19 protein-coding genes are annotated in these 20,931 nt (G+C 65.6%); 8 read left to right on the plus strand and 11 right to left on the minus strand.

Annotated features, from left to right (window positions below):
• Positions 1–44 precede the first annotated feature (44 nt).
• Positions 45–860, minus strand: coding sequence for a carboxymuconolactone decarboxylase family protein (locus QNO00_RS17020; protein WP_284025399.1), 816 nt, complete (start codon positions 858–860; stop codon positions 45–47).
• A gap of 195 nt (positions 861–1,055) precedes the next feature.
• Here QNO00_RS17020 and QNO00_RS17025 point away from each other — a divergent pair, with 195 nt between their 5' ends.
• Positions 1,056–1,460 (plus strand): (R)-mandelonitrile lyase, encoded by a 405-nt coding sequence (locus tag QNO00_RS17025; RefSeq protein ID WP_284025400.1) that lies wholly within the window; start codon positions 1,056–1,058, stop codon positions 1,458–1,460.
• Positions 1,461–1,585: 125 nt separating this feature from the next.
• Positions 1,586–2,371, plus strand: coding sequence for a hypothetical protein (locus QNO00_RS17030; RefSeq protein ID WP_284025401.1), 786 nt, complete (start codon positions 1,586–1,588; stop codon positions 2,369–2,371).
• Positions 2,372–2,424: 53 nt separating this feature from the next.
• On the opposite strand, the gene QNO00_RS17035 is transcribed toward QNO00_RS17030, so the two are convergent.
• Both QNO00_RS17035 and QNO00_RS17040 read right to left on the minus strand, forming a co-directional pair.
• A complete protein-coding gene (locus QNO00_RS17035; protein ID WP_284015896.1) occupies positions 2,425–3,126 on the minus strand; it encodes an IclR family transcriptional regulator in 702 nt (233 codons plus the stop codon).
• Positions 3,123–5,033 (minus strand): FAD-binding monooxygenase, encoded by a 1,911-nt coding sequence (locus QNO00_RS17040; protein WP_284025402.1) that lies wholly within the window; start codon positions 5,031–5,033, stop codon positions 3,123–3,125. Before QNO00_RS17040 ends, QNO00_RS17035 begins: the two co-directional genes overlap by 4 nt.
• A 216-nt stretch (positions 5,034–5,249) precedes the next feature.
• On the opposite strand from QNO00_RS17040, the gene QNO00_RS17045 reads away from it, so the two are divergent.
• From QNO00_RS17045 to QNO00_RS17055, 3 genes are all read left to right on the plus strand, one after another.
• Complete coding sequence (locus QNO00_RS17045) at positions 5,250–6,212, plus strand: alpha/beta hydrolase (RefSeq protein WP_284025403.1); 963 nt, start codon at positions 5,250–5,252, stop codon at positions 6,210–6,212.
• Between the two features lie 106 nt (positions 6,213–6,318).
• Positions 6,319–6,564 carry a hypothetical protein gene (locus QNO00_RS17050; protein ID WP_284025404.1) on the plus strand — a complete coding sequence of 82 codons (246 nt, stop codon included), beginning with the start codon at positions 6,319–6,321 and terminating at the stop codon, positions 6,562–6,564.
• Positions 6,561–7,133: a hypothetical protein gene (locus QNO00_RS17055; protein ID WP_229966708.1), complete on the plus strand. Its 573-nt coding sequence runs from the start codon at positions 6,561–6,563 to the stop codon at positions 7,131–7,133. Before QNO00_RS17050 ends, QNO00_RS17055 begins: the two co-directional genes overlap by 4 nt.
• Here the strand turns inward: QNO00_RS17055 and QNO00_RS17060 are convergent.
• Positions 7,120–7,965 carry an aldo/keto reductase gene (locus QNO00_RS17060; protein WP_229966709.1) on the minus strand — a complete coding sequence of 282 codons (846 nt, stop codon included), beginning with the start codon at positions 7,963–7,965 and terminating at the stop codon, positions 7,120–7,122. The genes QNO00_RS17055 and QNO00_RS17060 overlap by 14 nt on opposite strands.
• A 203-nt stretch (positions 7,966–8,168) precedes the next feature.
• On the opposite strand from QNO00_RS17060, the gene QNO00_RS17065 reads away from it, so the two are divergent.
• Positions 8,169–8,921 (plus strand): glucose 1-dehydrogenase, encoded by a 753-nt coding sequence (locus tag QNO00_RS17065; protein WP_284025405.1) that lies wholly within the window; start codon positions 8,169–8,171, stop codon positions 8,919–8,921.
• Positions 8,922–8,932: 11 nt separating this feature from the next.
• Here QNO00_RS17065 and QNO00_RS17070 read toward each other — a convergent pair whose 3' ends face one another.
• On the minus strand, positions 8,933–10,147 hold the full coding sequence (locus QNO00_RS17070) for a hypothetical protein (protein WP_284025406.1): 1,215 nt from the start codon (positions 10,145–10,147) through the stop codon (positions 8,933–8,935).
• A gap of 122 nt (positions 10,148–10,269) precedes the next feature.
• On the opposite strand from QNO00_RS17070, the gene QNO00_RS17075 reads away from it, so the two are divergent.
• Positions 10,270–11,286 carry a zinc-dependent alcohol dehydrogenase gene (locus tag QNO00_RS17075; RefSeq protein ID WP_284025407.1) on the plus strand — a complete coding sequence of 339 codons (1,017 nt, stop codon included), beginning with the start codon at positions 10,270–10,272 and terminating at the stop codon, positions 11,284–11,286.
• A 1,103-nt stretch (positions 11,287–12,389) separates the two neighbouring features.
• On the opposite strand, the gene QNO00_RS17080 is transcribed toward QNO00_RS17075, so the two are convergent.
• On the minus strand, positions 12,390–13,934 hold the full coding sequence (locus tag QNO00_RS17080; RefSeq protein ID WP_284025408.1) for a M48 family metalloprotease: 1,545 nt from the start codon (positions 13,932–13,934) through the stop codon (positions 12,390–12,392).
• A 455-nt stretch (positions 13,935–14,389) separates the two neighbouring features.
• On the opposite strand from QNO00_RS17080, the gene QNO00_RS17085 reads away from it, so the two are divergent.
• Positions 14,390–14,533 (plus strand): hypothetical protein, encoded by a 144-nt coding sequence (locus QNO00_RS17085; protein ID WP_284025409.1) that lies wholly within the window; start codon positions 14,390–14,392, stop codon positions 14,531–14,533.
• Here QNO00_RS17085 and QNO00_RS17090 read toward each other — a convergent pair.
• From QNO00_RS17090 to QNO00_RS17110, 5 genes are all read right to left on the minus strand, one after another.
• Positions 14,515–16,068 carry an LTA synthase family protein gene (locus QNO00_RS17090; protein ID WP_229966714.1) on the minus strand — a complete coding sequence of 518 codons (1,554 nt, stop codon included), beginning with the start codon at positions 16,066–16,068 and terminating at the stop codon, positions 14,515–14,517. The genes QNO00_RS17085 and QNO00_RS17090 overlap by 19 nt on opposite strands.
• Before the next feature lie 146 nt (positions 16,069–16,214).
• Entirely contained in the window at positions 16,215–17,345 is a 1,131-nt protein-coding gene (locus tag QNO00_RS17095; protein WP_284025410.1) for a serine hydrolase domain-containing protein, read from the minus strand.
• Positions 17,346–17,349: 4 nt separating this feature from the next.
• Positions 17,350–17,952 carry a GNAT family N-acetyltransferase gene (locus QNO00_RS17100; protein WP_284025411.1) on the minus strand — a complete coding sequence of 201 codons (603 nt, stop codon included), beginning with the start codon at positions 17,950–17,952 and terminating at the stop codon, positions 17,350–17,352.
• A gap of 25 nt (positions 17,953–17,977) precedes the next feature.
• Complete coding sequence (locus QNO00_RS17105) at positions 17,978–19,594, minus strand: PAS domain-containing sensor histidine kinase (RefSeq protein ID WP_284025412.1); 1,617 nt, start codon at positions 19,592–19,594, stop codon at positions 17,978–17,980.
• Positions 19,587–20,402, minus strand: a complete 816-nt coding sequence (locus tag QNO00_RS17110) for an alpha/beta fold hydrolase (protein WP_284025414.1) — start codon at positions 20,400–20,402, stop codon at positions 19,587–19,589. Before QNO00_RS17110 ends, QNO00_RS17105 begins: the two co-directional genes overlap by 8 nt.
• Positions 20,403–20,931: the final 529 nt, after the last annotated feature.

The following is a 20,931-nucleotide window of genomic DNA, read 5'->3' on the forward strand; positions in this document are numbered from 1 at the left end:
CAGCTGCCTCAGCCGTTCCGCTCACAAACCCGTCCAGCGAACGCTCACGCTACTCCCGGACTCCCGCCGTCGCCACGGTGCCCACCCGTTTGGGACGGTTTTGCCGGCGGATCGGTGATCTCGTTGATGTCCGCGAGCGCGTTGAGCGTGCGGGGGTAGCCGATGTACGGCAGCAGCTGGGTGACGACGTCGATCAACCGTTCCCGGTCGTTGCCCACCCGGACATTCGCGGCTATGTGCCCCTTGACCTGCGGGTCACAGCCGCCGAGGGAGACGAGCATCGCGAAGGTGAGCAGCTCCCGGGTGCGCAGGTCGACGCCGGTGCGCGTGTAGGTGTCGCCGAAGCAGTTGTCCGACAGGAAACCCTGGATGTGCAACTCGTCAGCGGCCGCGGCGGCGTAGAGCCCCTCCACCCGGTCGGCTCCGATGACGGCCTTCTGCACCCGGAGGCCTTCCTCCAGCCGGGTCTCCGGCGTGGTGGCTGACTGTCCGGGCAGCGGCAGGGCAATGCCGTGCTCAGTCAAAACCTCGTTGGTGGCATGGAGGAAGTCAAAGACCTTGGCCATCCCCACATAGGGCACTGCCTGATAAACAAGCTCCTTCACCTGCACCGGGGTCACCCCCACCCGCAGCGCCACTCCCAGCATCACCCGGTACTCCTGCACCGCCTGGCAGGCAATCATCGCTGCCAGCTGCACCATCAGGCGGGTCGGGGCGTCCAGCCTGCTGTGCCGCAGCACTTCGTCAAAGGCGAAGTTGCCAAAATAATCAACGAGCTCCGGATCGGTGTCTTTCAATGTGGAAGTGTTCCCGGGGAACCGTTCCTCGTACTGGCTGCGCGCCGCTTCTGTCGGGGCCATCGCAGGTCTCCTTCGTCTTGTCGGCTGGTATCAACTCAACACCACTTCCTCACCCATCGGCAGTGCCGGCGGTTTCCGATGCGAGCTGACCCTCCCAACGGCCGGGCACCACTTGTAGTGTCGGTGACCTACACCGGGCAGCACCGCGGGGCGGTCCGGATCCCAGCCACCGCGATCGTCCGCCAAGGAGCAGCCATGCGAGTCGAACCGAAGCAGCCCTCAGTCAAGGGCCCGGAGAACCTGTTCACCGGAGACGTCTGGTTTGACGTCATCGCCGCTCCGCAACCGGCGCCATCCCGGATGCGCGTGAACGCTGTGCACTTTTCGCCGGGAGCGCGCACGGCCTGGCACAGCCACGCCGTCGGGCAGACAGTGCACGTCACCGAAGGAAGCGGGCTGATCCAGTCCCGCGGCGGCGCGGTCCTGGAGATCCGGCCGGGCGACACCGTTTACACGCCGCCCGGTGAATGGCACTGGCACGGAGCCGCTCCGGATTCCTTCATGACTCACCTGGCCATGTGGGAGGCACCGGCCGACGACGGCGACGAGGCGCAGTGGGGTGCGCACGTCACCGACGAAGAATACGGTTCCCGGCCGTAAGGATTTGACCGACTGTGAGGCCCCGGGGGCACTCACGGGATTAAATCGCTGCGGAGCGCTTATGCCTCGGCAGGCCGGGGGAACCGCTAGGGTGGGACGACTGTCTAGGATTTCCGGGGGAAACCATGAGAAAAGCTGTCACCAGCGCTGCCATCGCCCTGCTGCTCGCCACCGGCTGCAGCGCGGAAGCCGCGGAGAGCGGTGCGCCAGCTGCCACGGCAACCTCCGAGCCTTCCGTCGAACCGGTGGCACTGAACGCGGAGGAGCAGGCCTGCCTCAAGCTCCTCGGGACCGATGGCAAAGGCCCCCTGTACGACGCCATCTACCTCGTTAAAATCGGCGGCGGGACGAGCGGTTTCCTGGGCACGGCCGAGACCGCAAGCCTCCTCAACGAGGAAATTGCCGGCATAGCTCGGAACGCCCCGGAGGGCATGGAGGCGCTGCTGGAGGAGCTGTCCTCCCCCATGGAGAACGCCGCGCTGCGGGCCGAACACCCCGATTCTCCCTGGAGCCTGAACGTCGCCACTTGGACAGGCGCGGTCGCACAGCTCCTGACCCGTTGCGCGTCCTATGAGACCGGCACGGGCAGCGCGGCATCGCCCGGGGCGCCCGCCCCGTCAGCGGTGGAGGGGATCGGCGCCGCCTACCCGGGCTATCCCCTGGTCGTGAACGTCGAGTCGTTGGACTACCGCGTCGCTGCCTGGTTCGACGGCAAGCTCGTGGACGGCCAGGTTGTTGCGCTGGCACCGGGGCTGTACGCGCCCTACGATCCCAACATCCCTGACCTGTTGACCTACTACGTCGCAGACGGGGTGGCCGGGGACAGCCCCACGAAGCAAGCCGTCTTTCCCGGCTCCGGGGCTGCCGCCACCTGGTCGAACGTGTCCCCCGGCCCCCAGGAACCGCAGTAGATGGTCCCGCCGTGCTCAGGGTGCATCCCGGTGCGCTGACGCGGACGCCGAACCTACCGCAGCAGCTGCTCGATGGCGGCGGCCGACTCCAGCACGCGGGCGGCCAGCTGTTCGGCCGGCACATCGCTGGTCAGATAAACGACGGCGAGGGCGGCCGGAAGCTGGCCGCTGGCCAGAACGGGCACGGCCACGGAGCTGACCCCGGGAATCACCTCATCGCGGCTGAACGCGTAGCCGAGCCGGGCCGCCGTGCGCGACTCCTCCCGGTACGCCTCCCCCGGCGCCAGTTCCTCCCACTCAGCCTCCGTCACGGCGGACTGAATCGCGATGCCGGTCGCTCCGGCGGCGAAGGAGTGCCGGGTTCCCGGGCGCTGCACAATGGTGCCGTCGCCGCGGGGCGGCTCCACCGAGACCAGCGTGACGCACTGGCGCCGGTCCCACACGGAGATGAAGGCCGTCATCTGCAGGGCGGAGGACAGGGCGGTGAGCTCCGGGATGGCCACTGTCTGCAGCCGGTTGCCCACGCCGCGGGCCAGCGTTGCCATGCCGGGACCGATGGAGAACCTGCCGGCGTCGTCGCGCAGCACCAGCGAGTGTTCCTCCAGGGTGCGCAGAATCCGATAGGAAATGGAGCGGTGGACGTCCAGCGCGGCCGCGATCTCGGCGATGGTGAGGCCGCCGGTCGCATCAGCCATCACTTCCAGCGCCCGGATGCCGCGGGAGAGCGTCTGGCTGGTGGACGCCGTCGGACTCACGGCGATTCCACGGCGGCGATCCGGCGGGCCGGCAGCAGCGGGGCAAAGAACTCGGCGAGTTCCGCCGTCGCGGTCAGCGGCAGGACGTTGGCAACATACTGGTCCGGGCGGACCACCACGACGACGCCGGACCGGTCAATGCCGCGCTGGTCGAAAATGTCCTCTCCGGGGTTGGTGCCAAAGACCTTCGCGAGGTCGGTGAGCTGGAACGGTCCGGTCTGCGGCTTGAACACCGCCGGCACGGCGCCGATCTCGATGCCGGTGTGCGGCTGCTGGTAGATGACTTTCACATCGAACCAGGCGCTGCGGTCAACACCCTCCGGAACCGCGGCCAGGGGTGACTCCGGCGCGGTGGCCAGCCAGTCGGCGAGATCGGTCACCGCCGACGAGGTTCCGGCCGCCGCAGGATCGGCGAAGACATAGATCCGCCAGGCGCCGTCGGCCTGCGCCAGGTGGCCGAGGTGGACCGTGTTCGCGTCGCAGACCCGCCGCACCGGTACCGACCGGAAGCGCTTGCCGACGGGAAAGCCGGTGGCCAGGTCCTGGTGGGTGGGCTCGGCAATGAGGATGGACGGCGTGTACTGGGTCATGAATCCGGCCGGGAATTCGGCGGTGCTCACGTAGAAGTCCTCAAGGTCCGAGGGGTTTTCGAACTCCTCGGGCCGCTTGGCCATGAGTGTTGACCACTCCTTGTCGAAGTCGATGAGGTTCTTGGCCACCACCTGGCGTTCGGCTGAGTAGGTGGACAGCAGGCTTTCCGGGCTGCGGCCGTCGAGCACGTGGCCGAGCTTCCAGCCCAGGTTGAAGCCGTCCTGCATGGAGACATTCATGCCCTGCCCGGCCTTGGCGCTGTGGGTGTGGCAGGCATCGCCGGCGATGAACACGCGCGGGGTCCGGGTGCCCAGGTCGGCCGGCAGGACGTCGTCGAACCGGTCGGTGAGCCGGTGGCCCACCTCGTAGACGCTGTGCCAGGCGACGTGGCGAACATCGAGCGTGTAGGGCTGCAGGATCTCGTTGGCCTTGCCGATGATTTCCTCGACGGTCGTTTTGCGGACCGCACCGTTGTCATCCTCGGGAACCACGCCCAGGTCCACGTACATCCGGAACAGGTGGCCGCCCTCGCGCGGAATGAGCAGGATGCTGCCGCCGTCGGCGGACTGGATGGCGCACTTGGTGCGGATGTCGGGGAAGTCCGTTTCGGCCAGGACGTCCATCACGCCCCAGGCGTGGTTGGCTTTGTCGCCGGCGAGGGTGCAGCCGATGGACTGGCGGACCTTGCTGCGCGCGCCGTCAGCGCCGACCACGTACTTGGCGCGCACCGTTCGCTCGGTGCCCTCGTCCGGGCCGGCGGTGTGCTGGAGGGTGACGGTGACCGGATACTCGGCGTCGTCGTCGACCTCCAGGCTGCGGAATTCGAAGCCGTAGTCGGGCGCCATCCGGGTGGGCGAGTTGGCCATGTACCGGGCGAAGTAATCCAGCACGCGGGCCTGGTTGACGATCAGGTGCGGGAATTCGCTGATGCCCGATTCGTCGTCGAGGGCCCGGCCGGACCGGATGATGCGTGAGGAATCCGCGGGGTCCGGCCGCCAGAACGCCATTTCGGTGATCCGGTAGGCCTCGGCGGTGATCTCCTCGGCGAACCCGAAGGCCTGGAAGGTTTCCACGCTCCGGGCCTGGATGCCGTCGGCCTGGCCGATGGCCAGCCGCCCGTCCCGGCGTTCCACAATCCGGGTGGTGATGTCCGGGAACTGCGACAGCTGGGCTGCGGCGAGCATGCCGGCGGGTCCGGAGCCCACGATGAGCACGTCGACTTCCGCCGGAAGGCCGCCGGGGCGGTTGATGCCGACGCCGGCGGCCGGCTGGATGCGCGGATCGCCGGATACGTAGCCGTGGTGGTGGAACTGCACGGGTGTCCTCACTTCGTCGTGGATGGTGCCCGCCGGACGGTGTTCGTTATTTGAACACTACGTTCGATAGTCGAACCGCAAGCGGTGTAGTCACCATACTGGGATATGGCACGCATCACAAGCAGAGCGGCGCCGGCCTGCCCGCCGCCCGGCGCGGCAGGCTGTGGAGGACTATATTCAGGCCTAGTGCGACAGGACCGACGGAAAGGCACCACCATGGCAAAGCTGGATCTCCGAGTGCGGCTGGTCGGCAAGGTGCTGGCCAGAACCTCTGTGGCGCACAAGAGCGAGGAGCAGATCCTGGCCGACCAGCAGCGCACCATCAAGCACAACCCGGTGGTGGACTGGGTGCTGGGCGGCAGGGCCCCGGGCGTGAAGATCAGGAACGAGACCGCCGCGGGAGCCGAGGGCCGGATCCCCGTCCGGGTGTACCGGCCAAAAGATGCCGCCGACACGTTGCCGCTGGTGGTCCTGATCCACGGCGGCGGCTGGACAGTCGGCAACCTGGACATCTATGACGGACTGGCCAGCACCATCGCCCGGGACGCGCGCGCCGTCGTCGTTTCCCTCGAGTACCGGCTGGCACCGGCGCACCCCTGGCCCGCTGCCGCCGAGGACTGCTATGCCGCGCTGCTCGAGGTGGCCGAACGCGCTGCGGAGTGGGAAGCCGACGCCGGCCGGCTCGCCGTGGTGGGCGACAGCGCCGGCGGCAACCTCGCGGCAGTGCTGACGCTGATGTCCCGGGACCGCTCCGGCCCCGCCATCGCTTTTCAGGGCCTGATCTATCCCGCCACCGATCTGACCCTGGGCAGCGCATCCATCGAGGAGAACGCCCACGCACCCATCCTCACCAAGGAGGACATCCTCCGCTACGGCAGCCTCTACGTCCCCGACCTGGCAGACCGCAGCAACCCGTACGCCTCGCCGCTGCTGGCCCCGGACCACACCGGACTGCCGCCGGCACTGGTCCAGGTGGCCGAGCATGATCCCATCCGCGACGACGGACTGCGCTACGCCGCTGCCCTGCGTGCGGCCGGAGTCCCGGTCCGCGTCACCACCTACGTGGGCATGCCGCACGGCTACCTTGCCTTCCCTCGGCTGTGCCGCAGCGCTCCGCAGGCACTGGCGGAGCTGTCCGCCGAGCTGCGGCGGCAGCTGACTCCGGCGTCGGTGCGGTAGCCCGTACCTTTCGGCCAGGGATTGCCGAAGGCCATAACCCCGACTCTAAAAAGAAAGTGTCAAGAAATACTTGACGTTTCGATGGTGTCAAGCTTTGATTGACACCATGAGAACTTTCCGCATCTTCACCGCCGTTTACGCCGCACTGATGTTCCTGGTTGGGGTTGGACTGTTTGCCACCTGGCTGCTGCTCGACCTGCATGGTTTCCCCAAGGGCCTGTGCCAGGGCGCCGGCGGAACCCTGATCGTGGGCAGCGTGTACCTTGCCGTCACGTACGTCTGGCGGGGAAACACGGACAGCAGCGGCAAGGAGTACTGGCTGCCCAGCCGCGATGCCGGGGAACAGCCGTGATCCGCGGTCCGGTTACCGACCTGCAAGAGCAGATCGGCGCACTGATCCTCGGCGACTACGACGACGCCGGGACCCTCACCGAGGAGGACCACCTCGCCCTGGTGGCTCGGGCAGGGGCCGCCGAGCAGGCCAGCCAGCAGCTGCAGCACCGGGCCGTCGCGGCGGCCCGGAGCGCGGGAGTGAGTTGGGCCGCACTGGGCCGCGAGCTGGGGATGACCCGGCAGGCGGTGCAACAGCGTTTCGGCGCCCGCCCGGAGGAACAGGCCCCCGGTTCCCGCGAGCGCTGGCTCGGCCCGGTCACGGCCTTCGATGAAATGCCCGAGCTGGAACTGGCCGGACGGCTGGGCTGGCGCACCATCGGCGTCGACATGCTCCGGCACCGGATGCTGCAGACAGACACCCAGTGGGAACACCGCCGCGTGCTCTGGACCCGGCCGTCCTCCCACTACGAAACGGACGGCTGGCAGGTGGGCAGCCGATCCTTCCCCTGGCTCTACCTGGTGCGGGACCTGCAGAAGGCGCCCGAGACCAAGCAGGGCACGCCGTCCCCCGGCCCTACTCCAGAGTGACTCCGCTGAGCCGGGCGACGGCTGCCGGATCCCGGTGGTCGAAGAACATGGACTGCCCGGTGTCCAGATCCGCGATCGACGCCATTTCCTGGGGGCTGAGCTCAAAGTTGAACACGTCGAAGTTCTCCGCCATCCGGTCCGGCCGGACAGACTTCGGGATCACCACCACCCCGCGCTGGATCAGCCAGCGAAGCACCACTTGGGCCACCGACTTGCCGTGCGCGCCGCCGATGGCGGTCAGCGTCGGATCCGAGAAGAGGTTGTTCTTCCCCTCCGCGAACGGTGCCCAGGATTCATGCCGGACCCCGCGGTCGGTCATCAGTTGGTTTTCCACCGCCCGCTGGCAGAACGGATGCGTTTCGATCTGATTCACCGCCGGAACCACCTCGTTATGCAGGATCAGATCCAGCAGCCGGTCCGGGGTGAAGTTCGAAACCCCGATGGCCCGGGCGGCGCCGTCCTTGTAGATCTGCTGCATCACCCGCCACTCGCCGTACACATCACCGAAGGGGTGATGGATCAGGTACAGATCCACGTACTCCATGCCCAGTTTCTGCAGCGAGGTTTCGAACGCCCGGGCGGTGGTGGCCTCGCCGTTGTCCTGGATCCAGAGCTTGGTGGTGATGAACAATTCGCTGCGCGCCAGGCCGCTCTTCCGCACAGCCCGCCCCACTGCATCTTCGTTTTGGTAGGCCGCGGCGGTGTCCAGCGAGCGGTATCCGGCGGCCAGCGCGTTGGTCACTGCCTCTTCGGTCTCATCCGGCGGAACCTGGTACACGCCGAAGCCCAGGATCGGCATTTCGACGCCGTTGTTCAGGGAAACACTCTCCATCGGTTTTCCTTTCGTCGGTGACGTGCGGCGATCGGCGCCGCCCTCGCCCCTTTGAGGTTACAAGCGGTGAGCGGCAGGCGGGAGGGTCTCCCCGCGGTCCCGTCTGCCGGACGGTGACATTATGGATCCTGTCGGAATGGGCCCCCCGCCCCACCCAGCGGGACATGCCGGACAAACCGGCGATTCAACAGGAGGATGCAACCGTGAGCGAACGACTCAAAGACAAAGTAGCCCTGATTACCGGCGCAGCCAGCGGCATGGGGGCCTCCCACGCGCGGGCCTTCGTGCGTGAAGGCGCCAAGGTGATCATTGCGGACATCAATGACGACGCCGGTGCCGCCCTGGCCGCGGAACTGGGCGACGCCGCCCGCTACGTGCATCTGAATGTCACCAGCGCCGAGGACTGGGCCGGGGCCGTGGCGACCACGCTGGATACCTTCGGCCGGCTCAACGTCCTGGTGAACAATGCCGGCATCCTCGACGGCGGCCCCCTCGGCCAATACCCGGTGGAGCGCTGGCAGCGGGCACTGGACATCAACCTGACCGGCCCCTTCCTGGGCATGTCCGCAGCCGTCGAGGCGCTGAAGGCGTCCGCGCCGTCGTCGGTCATTAACATTTCCTCCACCGCCGGGCTGGAGGGCGTTGCCGGCATGCACGGTTACACGGCGTCGAAATTCGGCCTGCGCGGGCTGACGAAGTCGGCCGCACTGGAGCTGGCCGCATCCCACGTCCGGGTCAACTCGGTGCACCCGGGGTCCATCCAGACCCCGATGACCGCCGTGATGGGCAGGCAAAAACCGATCGACTTTACCGAAACCACCCTCACCCGGCCGGCCGCACCGGAAGAGGTGACCAGTGTTGTCCTCTTCCTGGCCAGCGATGAGTCCAGCTTCTCCACCGGGGCGGAGTTCGTGGTCGACGGCGGAATCACGGCCGGCAAGATCTACAACGTTTAGGCTGTCCGGGGTCAGGCCCTCTGGGAAACGCTGCGCGGGCCGGCTTGTCCGTCCCGCCCGGACAGGCGCCGCCAGGACCAGGCAAAGAGTGCGACGGCGGCCAGCGGTGCGGTGAATCCAGCGGCCGCCACGAGGAACAGTCCGGGCACCAGACCGCCGAGGCCGAGCAGGGCGGTCACACCCACACGGAGCCGCTTCCCGCCCGGCAGGAGCCGCCCACAGGGAAGGGCCAGGGCGACACCCGCCAGGGCTGCCGCCGCCAGGGTCAGCGGCCACTGCGCGGGATGCCCGGCACCTGCGAATTGGGCGGCCGCTTCCAGGACAAGACCCGCGGACAGCAACCCGGCCGACCAGTGCATGACGCTGCCCAAACCCGCGGCCAGAGCCGCGCCCGCAGCAAGGGCCGCGGGAATGGCTGCCAGTGTGCCGCCGGCCAGGCCAATGTTCATGGCCTGCGTGCCATCGGTGGCCAGTGATGCCCAGCTGCTGCCGGTGAGGGCAAACACGGCACAGCCGAGTCCCACGGCAGCGCTGGCCAGCGCCGCGGCACCAACAGCGGCATCTCGCCGCCGGGTCTCTGCCAAGGTGCGCCCCGGCGAGAACGACGGCCTCTCCGCCGGGGAAGGCCGGGGAGCCGCAGCGGGCTGAGTCGTGCTGCCCGAGCGCAGGACCAGGACCAGCAGCAGGACCGCCGCCAGGGAACCGACCAATTGTGCCAGCAGCAGCAGTCCCCCGAGGGCAAGGGCAGAAACAGCTGCCAGGACCACACCCTGCAGACGTGGAACCGGCCGGCGGCGCATCTCGTTCAGCACCGATCTGACCGGTGTGTACAGGCTGAACGTACCGGCAGCCCAGGCGAGAAAAAAGAACAAAAACGTCGATGATGCAAACCAGCTGAGTTCACGTCCCGCATCGGCCGCGTCGAAACCAACCGACCAGCTGGCCACGCTCGCGGCCGCCAGCCCGCCTGCCGCTGCCGCACCTGCCGCGGTCCGGAATGCCGCCGCGCCGGAGAGCCGCTCGGATGAGTACAGCACCAGGACAACTGAGACGGCGAAGGCGAGTGGCCCAACAAACGCCGCCATGAGGAACCGGAGCATATTGACGCCGGGGAGCAGCATGGCATCGCCCAGGAACAATCCGGTGGCAACAATAAACGCGATCAATGCTGTCGCCGCCAAAACCACGGCCCAGCCATGCGCTGCCCGCCGTTGCGAATTAGTCATGGCGCAATACTCACACGGCCTGCCCCTTGCCTGTGGTGGACACAACGCCGGAGACCCCATTCAACCCCCGCGTAATATTCTGGTCAGGGACATTCCCGGGAGCACCAAAGGAGAACACCGCTATGAAGGCTGTTTACGTCACCGGTCCAAACACCAACGAATGGGTTGAGGTGGACCGGCCCGCGGTCGGCCCCCACGATGTCCTGCTGAAGATCAAGGCCTGTGGAATCTGCGGCTCCGATGCCATGTACAGCCAGATAGGCGGGATTCCGCCGCGGCAGGGCGCCACGCCGCTGGGCCACGAACCTGCCGCCGAGGTGGCCGAGGTAGGGGCCGACGTCGACGGTCTCGCCGTGGGCGACCACGTGGTCATCGACACGATGGCCTTCACCGACGGCCTGCTGGGCAGCGGTGGCGCGCAGGGCGCACTCTCCGAGTATGTGGTGGTCCGGGACGCAGAGCCCGGACGCCAGCTCAAGGTCATCCCCAAGGACATTCCGTGGGAGGTGGCGGCCCTGAACGAACCGATGGCGGTGGCCCTTCATGCCGTGAACCGCACCGAGCCCAGGCCCGGTGACAAAGTGGTCATTTTCGGCGCCGGACCGATCGGCCTTGGGGCACTCCTGGGGTACCGCCGCCGCGGAGCCAGCCACATCGTCGTCGTCGACCTCATTCCGTCCCGGCTGGAGAAGGCCCTGCAAATCGGCGCTGACGCCGTCATCAACTCCGCTGACGAAGACGTGGCCGCCAGGCTCGTGGAGCTGCACGGGGACGGATCGAGCATGATGGTCCGCGGTGTCCGCTCCGGCACCGACATCTTCCTCGATGCCGCCGGCGCACCGGTCATCCCGGCCACCGTTGCCGGCATCGCCAAGCAGGGCGCAACGCTCGGCATTGTCGCCGTCCACAAGAAGCCGGTTGAGCTCGACTTCGGGTCCATCCTCACCACGGAGCTGACCATCGTGTTTGCCATGGGCTATCCGACCGAGATCTTCGAGGTCACCGAGGACATCATCGAAAACTGGCAGAAATATGCGCTGATCATCAGCGACAAGCTGCCCTTCGACCGGGCCTTGGATGCCCTCGCTCTGGCGCAGACTCCGGGCGCCGCGGACAAGGTCGTCGTAACGTTCGAGTAGTTGTGTGGCCGGGGCGCCGCGGCCCGGTGCGAAAGCATTGCCCGTCGTAGGCGCCCCGACTGCTGCTTTGACAGGGATGTGGGCAAAATGTGAGATCCTTCCCCAGTCAGCCGGGTTAAGCTGCCCGGCCCACCGAACATGGAGAACGATGAACGGTCCGGAACTTCATGTGCCCTTGCGGCGCGGACCGCGGCCGGCGACCACGCCAGCCAGCCCGCACACCCAGCCCAGGGCTGCACCTACCAGGACATAGGCGACGTACTAGGCATCACCGCACAACGCGCCCAGCAACTAGCCCAATGACCTGTGACGAGACCACTCGGCGAATTTTGACCACCGCCATCCCTGCAACGTGGGCACGCTGAAAATCACACCATCTCTCGGCAAGTTCACGATCCGCCAACCACCTGCCCGAACGCGCCGGGACCAGGGCAACTGCCTCATAGTGAGCCCTTCGTTGGCAAGGAACTGCCTGTGCAGCTCGGCGCGGACGGGGTACCGGTGAACCGCTTCCGCATCCGTCTTTTCCGTGATGAAGACGCCACGGGCTGCACACTTCACAGGGCCGTTTGGAAGGTATCAGTCCTACCCTGCCGTGTTATAGCAATTGCTTCCTGTGTAAGAGCCTCAGCGACGCGTCCCAAATGGGAGGGCGGGGTTATCACCTTGTCGCAACCGAATTTCATGAGCTCATCAGAACCAATCTGCTTCACTCGAAAACCATTACCGGAGTAGCCAAAATCACCGTTTGAACACACCACCCAATGTTCGATACCCGGCCCAATCTTGCCCACGGCGTCAAGATGCTCCCCGCCAGCGCAGTCAACAGCCCGGACACAAATGGATCGGTCACGACGTCGCCCGGCACATGGCTTTTCAACACTTCACTCAGCAGTCTCCTCCCGGCCGCCTTCGACTCAAACTCAAACTCGCCAACTTGCTACTTCACCATGATTCCCCCGGCTCTAGGCAGTGCGTTCACTCCGACAGTGACGCCTCATTTCCTCACGCTACCGTCCAACCGAAGTGGACTCTCGCCCCCCCTATTGACTAACGCTCGCACCCTGGCCACTCGAGTGCGAGGTCCGAGACCTGCGCCTCGGTCAGCGCAACTCCAGCTGCGAGGAAGCCTCCTGCCACCAGACATACATTTCGTCCAGGAACATTCCGTTATCGGAGGCAACGACGAGAACTGCGTCCGCGTCATACGTCCAGACGGCGAATGTTTCGACAGGGAAGTCATTAGCGAAGAAGCAGGCCAGAACGCCGCGTTCGACGCCAGCGCTGTCGGTCCATGCGCTCCAACCACCATCAGTGCACGAACCCGCATCCAGGCTCTGGATCACGGTCGCAACCACGGAATCGATGCTGGCGGAGGACTCGTAGGCATATAGCTCGAAGCGGTCGACGCCCCCGGTGGGATCGGAGCACTCAATTGCCGCTACAAGGCCATCGGTCAGGTCCGGCGCGGGCGCATCGAGTTCTGCGCAAGAGCCGACCGCCGTCGGCACAGCGGCGATGAGCGACTGTGCTGCGTCCACCTCCGGTGGAGCCGCGTCCGCCCCAAATGATTCGGAGATTTCCGACGTATCGGTTGTTGGCCCCTCCACACTCAGTTCTGATTTGGAGGAGATCTCCTGGACTCCGAGATACACGAGACTCGCGCTCAGAATGATTGCGCCAACCATAACCAGGATCACGCCAAACGTTCGACGACCGTTCCGATCACTCCGCGCGAGCCCTTTGTCAAGCACGTTTTTGACATCGTCTGACAGCTCTGAGCGAAATTCGAGAGCGGATTCTGGGTCGACCTGTTGTGCGAATCGCAGCAGGTTCAGGAAGCGGTTCGTCGCATACGGCACGGAACGGAAGGTCTCTACAACACGAAGGACTCGTGAATGGGAGACTCGCCCAGCCTGAAGGATGAGTCCGGGAGCCTCGAGCTGAGAACTCAGCTCGCGCCCCACCAATTCTCGGTAGACAGCTGAGAGACTCGTCCTGAAATCGCGAGCACACGCATAGGCGATCTGATCTCCGGTATACACCGTGGCACGCAACCACGGCGCCACAACCGGTGCAAGGATTTTCCGGATGCCGGCGTTGTCAAGCACTAGCCCAGTAATCGCCCAGCGATCATGCTTGGCCTTGAATGCACCAAAGTAGGTTCCCATCAGGAAGAGCAATTGCGGCCGATTGGCCGGCGCGGTCATATCGGCAACCGCGCCACCCTCGATCAGTATCGCTCGGATACCGAAGTAGCTTTGGAGCTGTACGCGCGGTGACAGATTCGGGACCACGAATATGTCGACTCGTTTTTTGTACTGCATGACTTCTCTGACTTCATCGACCACACTCTGGACATCCGGGAACGACACCGAGCTGACAAGAACTGCATCGCCTAGGAGGCGAAAACGAACAAATTGGGTTACCACCCATAGAGCAAAGAGGAATGTCACCAGAACAAACCCCGCGAGGATAAGAGAGGGTAAATCTGTGGCCATCAGCCACACGATAGCCACAAGAAAAGCGCATCCCACGCTTACGACGGCCAGCGCCAAGCGGGAGGGCTCGGCCGGATATCGTAGGTTCTTCAACTCAATAGGTGCCACTGGCCGATAGCTGTCTGGGCCCGGGCTGGGTTCGACCATCCTAGCTCCTCAGGCTCACTGCGGCCCTACGTCGGGAGCCGACATGCGGAGATAATACACCTCACCGTCGGCTCACGGTCACTGCTGTCAGCGAAAATCTGGCCAGCACTCGCCAACGAGACATAATTCAAGTCAAGCTTGACTCCATGTCATTGCTGATCGAAGCAAGATCCGTCTCGTTTTGCAGCAATTCAGGAGTCGCTGTCGGGTGGGCTGGCTCCAAAGTATGCGAATCACTCGGGATGAGAATTGAGGGTATCCGCGTCGTTGGCCTAAAAACTCCCCTCTTCACCGAATCCCCCGTGCCGCCGGACGCACCAACCCCTGAACCCGCGAGAGCGGGGAGGAACAACGAAAGAAGCAACGTAGCGGCAGCCGGGATCGCCTACCAACGCTCGCGCATTACAGTCCAGATCCGCTGCCCTGTCTTAGCGCTTTGTCCCTCTTCAGTGATCATGCTCTACGGGCCGCGCGACGCGGACGACTTCGCCGTCTGTGCTGCGGTGGTGGAGGAGGCCTATCTGGCAGCCGGCGGATCCCCCGCCGACCAGCGCGGCCGCATCTTGGGCCTCGGCGGGAGCTACTGGGCGGGGTCCTGACCGGCCCAGGCCTCCGCGTAGAACTGCGGGGACAGCGATTCCAGCAGTTCGGCATAGGCCTCGGGCTCCATCGCCTGGGCCGACCCCTCCGGGACCGCCGGGGCGAACGCGGACACGCCCAGCCCCGCCTCATGGTTCTTCAGGGTCAAGCCGACGGCTTCCAGGATTGTGGGGTACATGTTCAGCTGGTCGCCGCCGGAGCGCAGTTCAATGCTGTTTTCCCCGCCCGGAACCCAGATCCGGTTGAAGATGGTGCGGTTCCCGTGGTGGTCCAGCTGCTCGTGGAAGGCGTCACCGGCGCTCATGTGCTTGAGGTGGTCGCCCATGATCACCACGGCAGTGTCTTCGAGGTATCCCTTCTCCTTCATGTGGTCCACAAACCCGGCGACCTGGGTCAGGGAGCAGGAGAACGCCGACGTGACCTTGTTCTGCGTGTCCACGTTGCAGTAATCGTAAATGTGCACCGGCTCGTGGGTGTCCAGCGTCAGCATGGAGAGGTTGAACGGCCGGCCGGTCTGTTCGGCCTCGGCGTGCAGCTGGTCAATCCTGTCCTTGGCCTGGGCCATGAGGCGTTCGTCGCTCAGGCCCCAGTCGCTGCGGAAGCTCTCCTCCGGTTCGCCGGCCGCGCGCCAATCGGCAAGGCCCTTGACCTCGGAGTAGCCGTGGCTGCTCAGGAAGGTGTCCTTCGCGGCGAAGGAGGAATTGGCGCCGCCCAGGAAAACGTTGTTGTAGCCGTGCTCCTCGAGAACGTCACCGACGCAGGTGGACCCGCCCAGATAGGTGTCGCCGTCCTCGTCGACCTCCCTGGCGCCGCTGCTGCCCGCCGAACCGGTGCCCTTCAGCGGCAGGCCGCACTGCGTTGAGACGAGCCCGGCCATGGTCCAGCCTCCGCCGTTGTACTGCTGGAAGTTGTCCACGCTCTGCCAGCCGTCTGCGGCGTCGGTGGCCTCCTTCAGAGGAGCGAACGCGTCTTTTTCGAAGAGCTGGTCGTCGGCCAGGGTGGCTTCGCCGGACTCCAGATAGATCAGGACTAGATTGCGTTTGGCTCCGTCGCCGGTGATTGTTGGCTCCACGTAGTAGTCGCCGACGTTGTACGGAGAGTTCGCCGCCTTGAGGTAATCCCCCATGCCCACCGTGGTGGTGAAGGCCGTGGTGCCGCCGACGACCACCGCGCCCACCAGGACGGCAGAGACGGTGCGCACCAGCCACGGTGCGTGCCGGGGACGCATGTCGTCGCCGTTGCGGCGGCGCTTGCGGCCGCGGGATTGGTGCCACAGGGCGATCGCGGCAGTAATCAGCACTGGTGCGACGCCGATCCCCAGGATGCCGGCCCAGACGATGGCTCCGCCCCCGCCGTCGATTTCCACGGACACGAGGTTCAGGAGCATCTGGTTAACGGAGATTTCGCCCCAGTAGAAACGGATGCCGACGGCGGCGATGAGCAGCGCAAGCCCGGCCCAGATCAGGACATAGACGAGGATCTGTCCCATGGCGACGGCGACCCGTCGGGTCGCATTGAGAATCCGGCCAGACATGGCAACACCTCGCCTTCCTGATGCCGCGTTTTTCGCCAAACACCCTTGACATTCAACCCGGTCTTGGGTCCTTAGAAGACTAATACCGTTTTGCTGAAGGTTCAACCAAGGTTCATGCTGAGTCGCCCCGCTCCTCGGAAGGCCGCTCAGCGAAGACCCTTCCGGAGGGCGCTGAACGGTTCCCAGAAGAGGTCGAAGGTGTCCTGCGGGCCGCCAAGGAAGCGCTGGGTGAAGATGACGCCGATATCTCCGTTCGGATAGACCGCGGCGCTGACGCCGGAGCCGCCGGCCCAGCCCCACATGCCCGGTTCAGACCAGGGCGCCCCCAGACCGACCTGGACGGCGGTCATGAAGCCCCAGGACTCGTCGGGCCCTGCCATTTCCGCCATCCCGGCCCGCTGCGGAGAGGTCAGCTGGTCCGCGGTCATTTGCTGCCGCAGTGCCGGCGGCAGCACCGTGTCTTTCGCCAGGGCGGTCAGGAAGTGCAGGAAATCAGGGACCGTGGACACCATTCCTCCGGCCAGGGACTCAAACTGCGGCGGGCCGGCCAGCGCGTCGCGGTAGATCACTGCCTCGCGCAGCCGGCCGTCGTCGTCGGCCTCATAAACCGTCGGAAAGTGTTCGGTTCCGGTGGGGAAGCCGGTGGCGGTCAGCCGGAACGGGCCGCTGATCCGCTCCTGCACGAGCTGGTTCAGCGGCTGAACGGCTGCGGCGGGCAGCAGCACCGAGAGCACGTCGGCACTGGCGTGATACATCCAGCGCTCCCCCGGCTGGTGGGCCAGCGGCAGCTCGCTTACCCGGGCCAGGTACTCCTCCGGGGTCATGGCCGGCGGAGCGGGGCCCCACAGCAGGTCCCGGGTGGCCGCGGCGTACGGGGTGGCCGCGTAGTCGATGCCCAGGCCGGCGGTGAAGGTCAGCAGGTGCCGCAGCGTGATGGGTCCGCGCGCCGGAACGGTCATCGACAGCAGGGCATCCGGGGTGGCGAGGACGCGGGGGTTGGCCAGGGCCGGGAGCCAGCGGGCGACGTCGTCGTCCAGTCCCAGGGTGCCGTCCGCCACCAGGGTCAGGGCGAGTGCGCCGCCGATGATCTTGCTGAGCGAGGAGATGCGGAAGGGAGTGCCCTCGGCCATGGGCTGCGTACCGGCGAGATCCAGGGAGCCGGTGGCGAAGATTTCGGTTCGTCCGTTGATCCGGACCCCGGCCACCAGCCCCGGACACCAGCCCGAACTCACGGCCGCGGCCAGGCTCTCCCACAGCGGTGCGGCGGTTTCCGGCATGGACCTACTGTCCGGGAGTTGCGGCTGGGGAGTCAATGGCGGGCCGCCCCGCATCCCGTAGGGCCGCATAAAGGAGCATGTCCCTGCGCTCACCTGCGATTTCCTGGTGGCTGCGGAGCAGGCCCTCCCGGGGAAAACCGGCGTACTCAGCGCTCCTGGTGGAAGCTGTGTTCCACGGCTCGATAAACAGCTCCACCCGATGCAGCCCTGGAATCGTCCAGCCGAAGTCCAGCAGCGCCAGCAGCGCACTGGCGGCAACACGGCGGCCGCGCGCAAAGGGTGCGACGCCGTAGCCGGCATGGGCGCGGCCCGCGGCCAGCTCCCGGGTCCACAGCCCGATTTGCCCCAGGGGCCGGTCGGATTCGGCGTCGGCGATGCAGAAGGCAAACCCGGTTCCCCGAACATGGTGCCGGCGCTGACGTTCCACCCACGCCAGCGCCTGGTCCTCGGTGGCCCGGGGCGGAAGGGTGCCGATTGTCGGGACGTAGTCGTCCAGGGACAGCTCCCGGGCCATTCCCGCGTCCTCGTCCCGAAACCTGCGCAGGCGCACGTTGCCGTGAGCCGGGTCGACGGCGGGCCAGAGCAGAGTTGCGGTCTTCGGATCCATGGTCACAGCTTTGCACGGCTGCGCCTTACGTCGGCCCTTCCGCGGTCAGGGGCAGGGAAACCGTGAACACGCTTCCCTGCCCGGGACTGCTGACAAAACTCAAGCCCCCGCCGTGTGCTTCCAGAATGCTCTTGGTGATCACCAGCCCCAGTCCCACACCGGGAACAGCCGAGGTCACAGCCCGGTGCGCCCGGAAGAACTTGGTGAAAACCCTGTCCTGTTCCCCCTCATCCATCCCGATCCCCGTGTCGCTCACCTCGAGCCGGATTTCCTGTCCCTCCTCGGACAGCGCCACCCTCACGGTGCCCCCGTCGGGCGAATACTTGACGGCGTTGGACAGCAGGTTATCCACCACTTGGGCCAGGCGCTGCGGATCGACTTCCACTGTCAAGGTCTCGGGAATCTCCGTCACCAGGTCCACCTGGTTGGCACGGGCTTTCGGCGCCATCGAGACGATACCGGACCGGACAATTTCGGCCAGGTTCACCGGCCGACGGTCGATTTTTTGAGCTCCGGATGCCACCGACAGCAGATCGGAAACCAGGGCCAGCAGCCGTTCGGAGTTGCGCAGTGCAACCTGAAGCGCGGAGGTCACCTCCGGAGACGAGCCCTCCTCGTCCAACGCGAGGTCCAGATAGCCCATGATCGACGTCAGCGGGGTGCGCAGCTCATGGGAGACACTGGCCACGAACTCCTCCTGCGCTGCGAGGGCGGTGACCAGCGGGCTAACGTCGGTGTAAGCCACCACCGATCCGGAGAGCGCTCCGTCCGTTTTGATGGGACGGGCCGACACGCTGAGGGCAGTCTGGTGTCCCCCGTCGAGGGGGCCGAACCAGAGCAGCTGATTCGAGAAGGACTCCCCTGCGGCGGCCCGCCGCAGCGGGCTCTCGGCGTCGCAAAGGGGTGTCACGCGGTCCGGACCAAAAAACGGCCGTGCCCGGCCCGGGGCGATTTCCCCCGCAACCCTGGTCCAGGCGGACTTCAGATGGGCGTTAGTCAGCACAACGTCGCCGTCCTTATCCACCACGAGCAGGCCCACGTCCACAGCGTTCAGGACCGTGTTCAGCAAGGCCTCACGTTCCTTGCTCGCAGCCAGGCTGGCCTTCAGGACGCGGTCCTTTTCCACCAGGGCCTTCTGCTTTTCCCGCAGTTCCTCCTCGGCTGCGGCACGCGCCGCCTCTGCCGCCTCAGCCTTCCGCAGGGCTGCCAGCAGTTCCCGCTCATGGCGCCTGCGCTCGGAGGCGTTGAAGACTGCGATCCGGTCGACGTCGATGTCGTCGCCTTTGTTTCCGCTCTTCGAGCGCACACCGGACAGGAGCACCGGAATGTGCTCTCCGGCCGCGGACACCAGTTCCGCCGCCATTTCGTTGTAGCACCCCGACACCGCCAGCTGGGGCACCGCGTAGGCGGCGTAGAGCACCTGATCTCCAAGGGGCAGGAGATCCACGACATTTGTGCCCAACAGCTTTTCCCGGGAATGCCCTGTCCAGGTCAGAAGCGTCCGGTTGACATCGAGAATGAATCCATCCGTGGTCAAGACGAGATATCCGCAGGCCGCGTGATGGAAATGTGCCTCATAGTCGGTGCCACCCGCTGTGGCGGCGCTTTCCGGGACTTTGCCGTGCTTGGGAGCGCTAGGCATTGGCACTCGCCTTCAGGTAACCGAGAATGGCGTCCGCCGTCTCCCGGGGTGAGCTGAGGTGCGGCATGTTTCCGAGGGCTTTCAGGTCCACACGGGTGCTGCCGGGAAGCTGTTTGTCCAGGAACAGCGAGGCCGATTCCGGGGTTAGCGGATCGCCCCGCGATTGCAGGATCAAGGCCGGGACGGGCACCTGGGGCAGCAGCTGCCGGACATCCGCGGCGAAGGACATCTGCAGGAAGTCGCGAACGTACTTTGGGCGCAACCGGCACATGTCCTCGGCCAGTTCGGTGCTGATCTCGGAATCAGGGTCCTCTCCCGCTATGTTCGGGGCCATCGCCCTGGCCCAAAGGGGGTAATTGGCCTCCACAGCAGCCAGGACACCCTCAACGTCCTCCGGCCGGAAGCCGCCGACGTACCCGTCGTCATTGACATAGCAGGGTGAGGTGCAGAGCAGGACGAGACGCGCAATCCGCGGACTCCGCGTCGAGGCAGCCAGCGCCATGGTGCCGGCGATGCTGTGCCCGACGACGGTGGCATCCTGCACATCCAAGGCATCCAGGAGCTCGATCAGATCCTGCAGGTAACCTTCCAGGACGGCGTATTTGGCAGCGCCGTAAGCTTCGGGATCGGCTCCGCCGGTTCCCACATGATCGAACAGCACCACTTTGTAGGTCTCCGTGAAGAACGGCAGGATGCGGTTCCAGATCACCTGGTCGCAGCCAAAGCCCTGCACCAGCACCAGCACCGGTCCGTCCGCGCGTCCCAGCACGCGGACGTTGTTGCGTTCAATGACTGCGCTGGTGTTCATATCCTGTTTTCCGATCTTGACTGATTGCACCCATGCTGCCGGTTGGATTCACTGCCTGATTTTACCGAAGAAAAACCTGCGGTCATCAGACTTCTGCCGAAGCGGTAAAGGCAGCCAAACAGAGCAGAGCGGCCGGCGTGCCGAAGGCAAGAGGAATACGCGTTGTTCTACGCATGGAAGCAGAGACCTAATAATTCGATTTTGTTTGTCACCGATGAGATTACCGGCGCGGAGCGGCGCGTGAGAAGCGCTTTGATTCCCCGGGGAAACGTAACAGAGGAATCCGCTCGAGGTGAAATCCCGGTAATTGCATACTCCGGCCGCACGGCGAAAGAATTATCCACGCCTAAACCAGAAAAGCCCTCTGACATGGGACGCAAGCTTCAAAGTGGGCTGCGTTTCTCAGACGGAGCCCACTCGGTGCGCGGTCCCTGTGATCAACGGCACGGCAACTGAATGGAGTTCCCACTTCCCATGCCTTAACGATTCCCGCATGCCCGCATCAATGACCCATCGGTCCTTCCTCGAG

It is taken from the genome of Arthrobacter sp. zg-Y1219, from assembly GCF_030125545.1.
Taxonomy (GTDB): Bacteria; Actinomycetota; Actinomycetes; order Actinomycetales; family Micrococcaceae; genus Arthrobacter_B.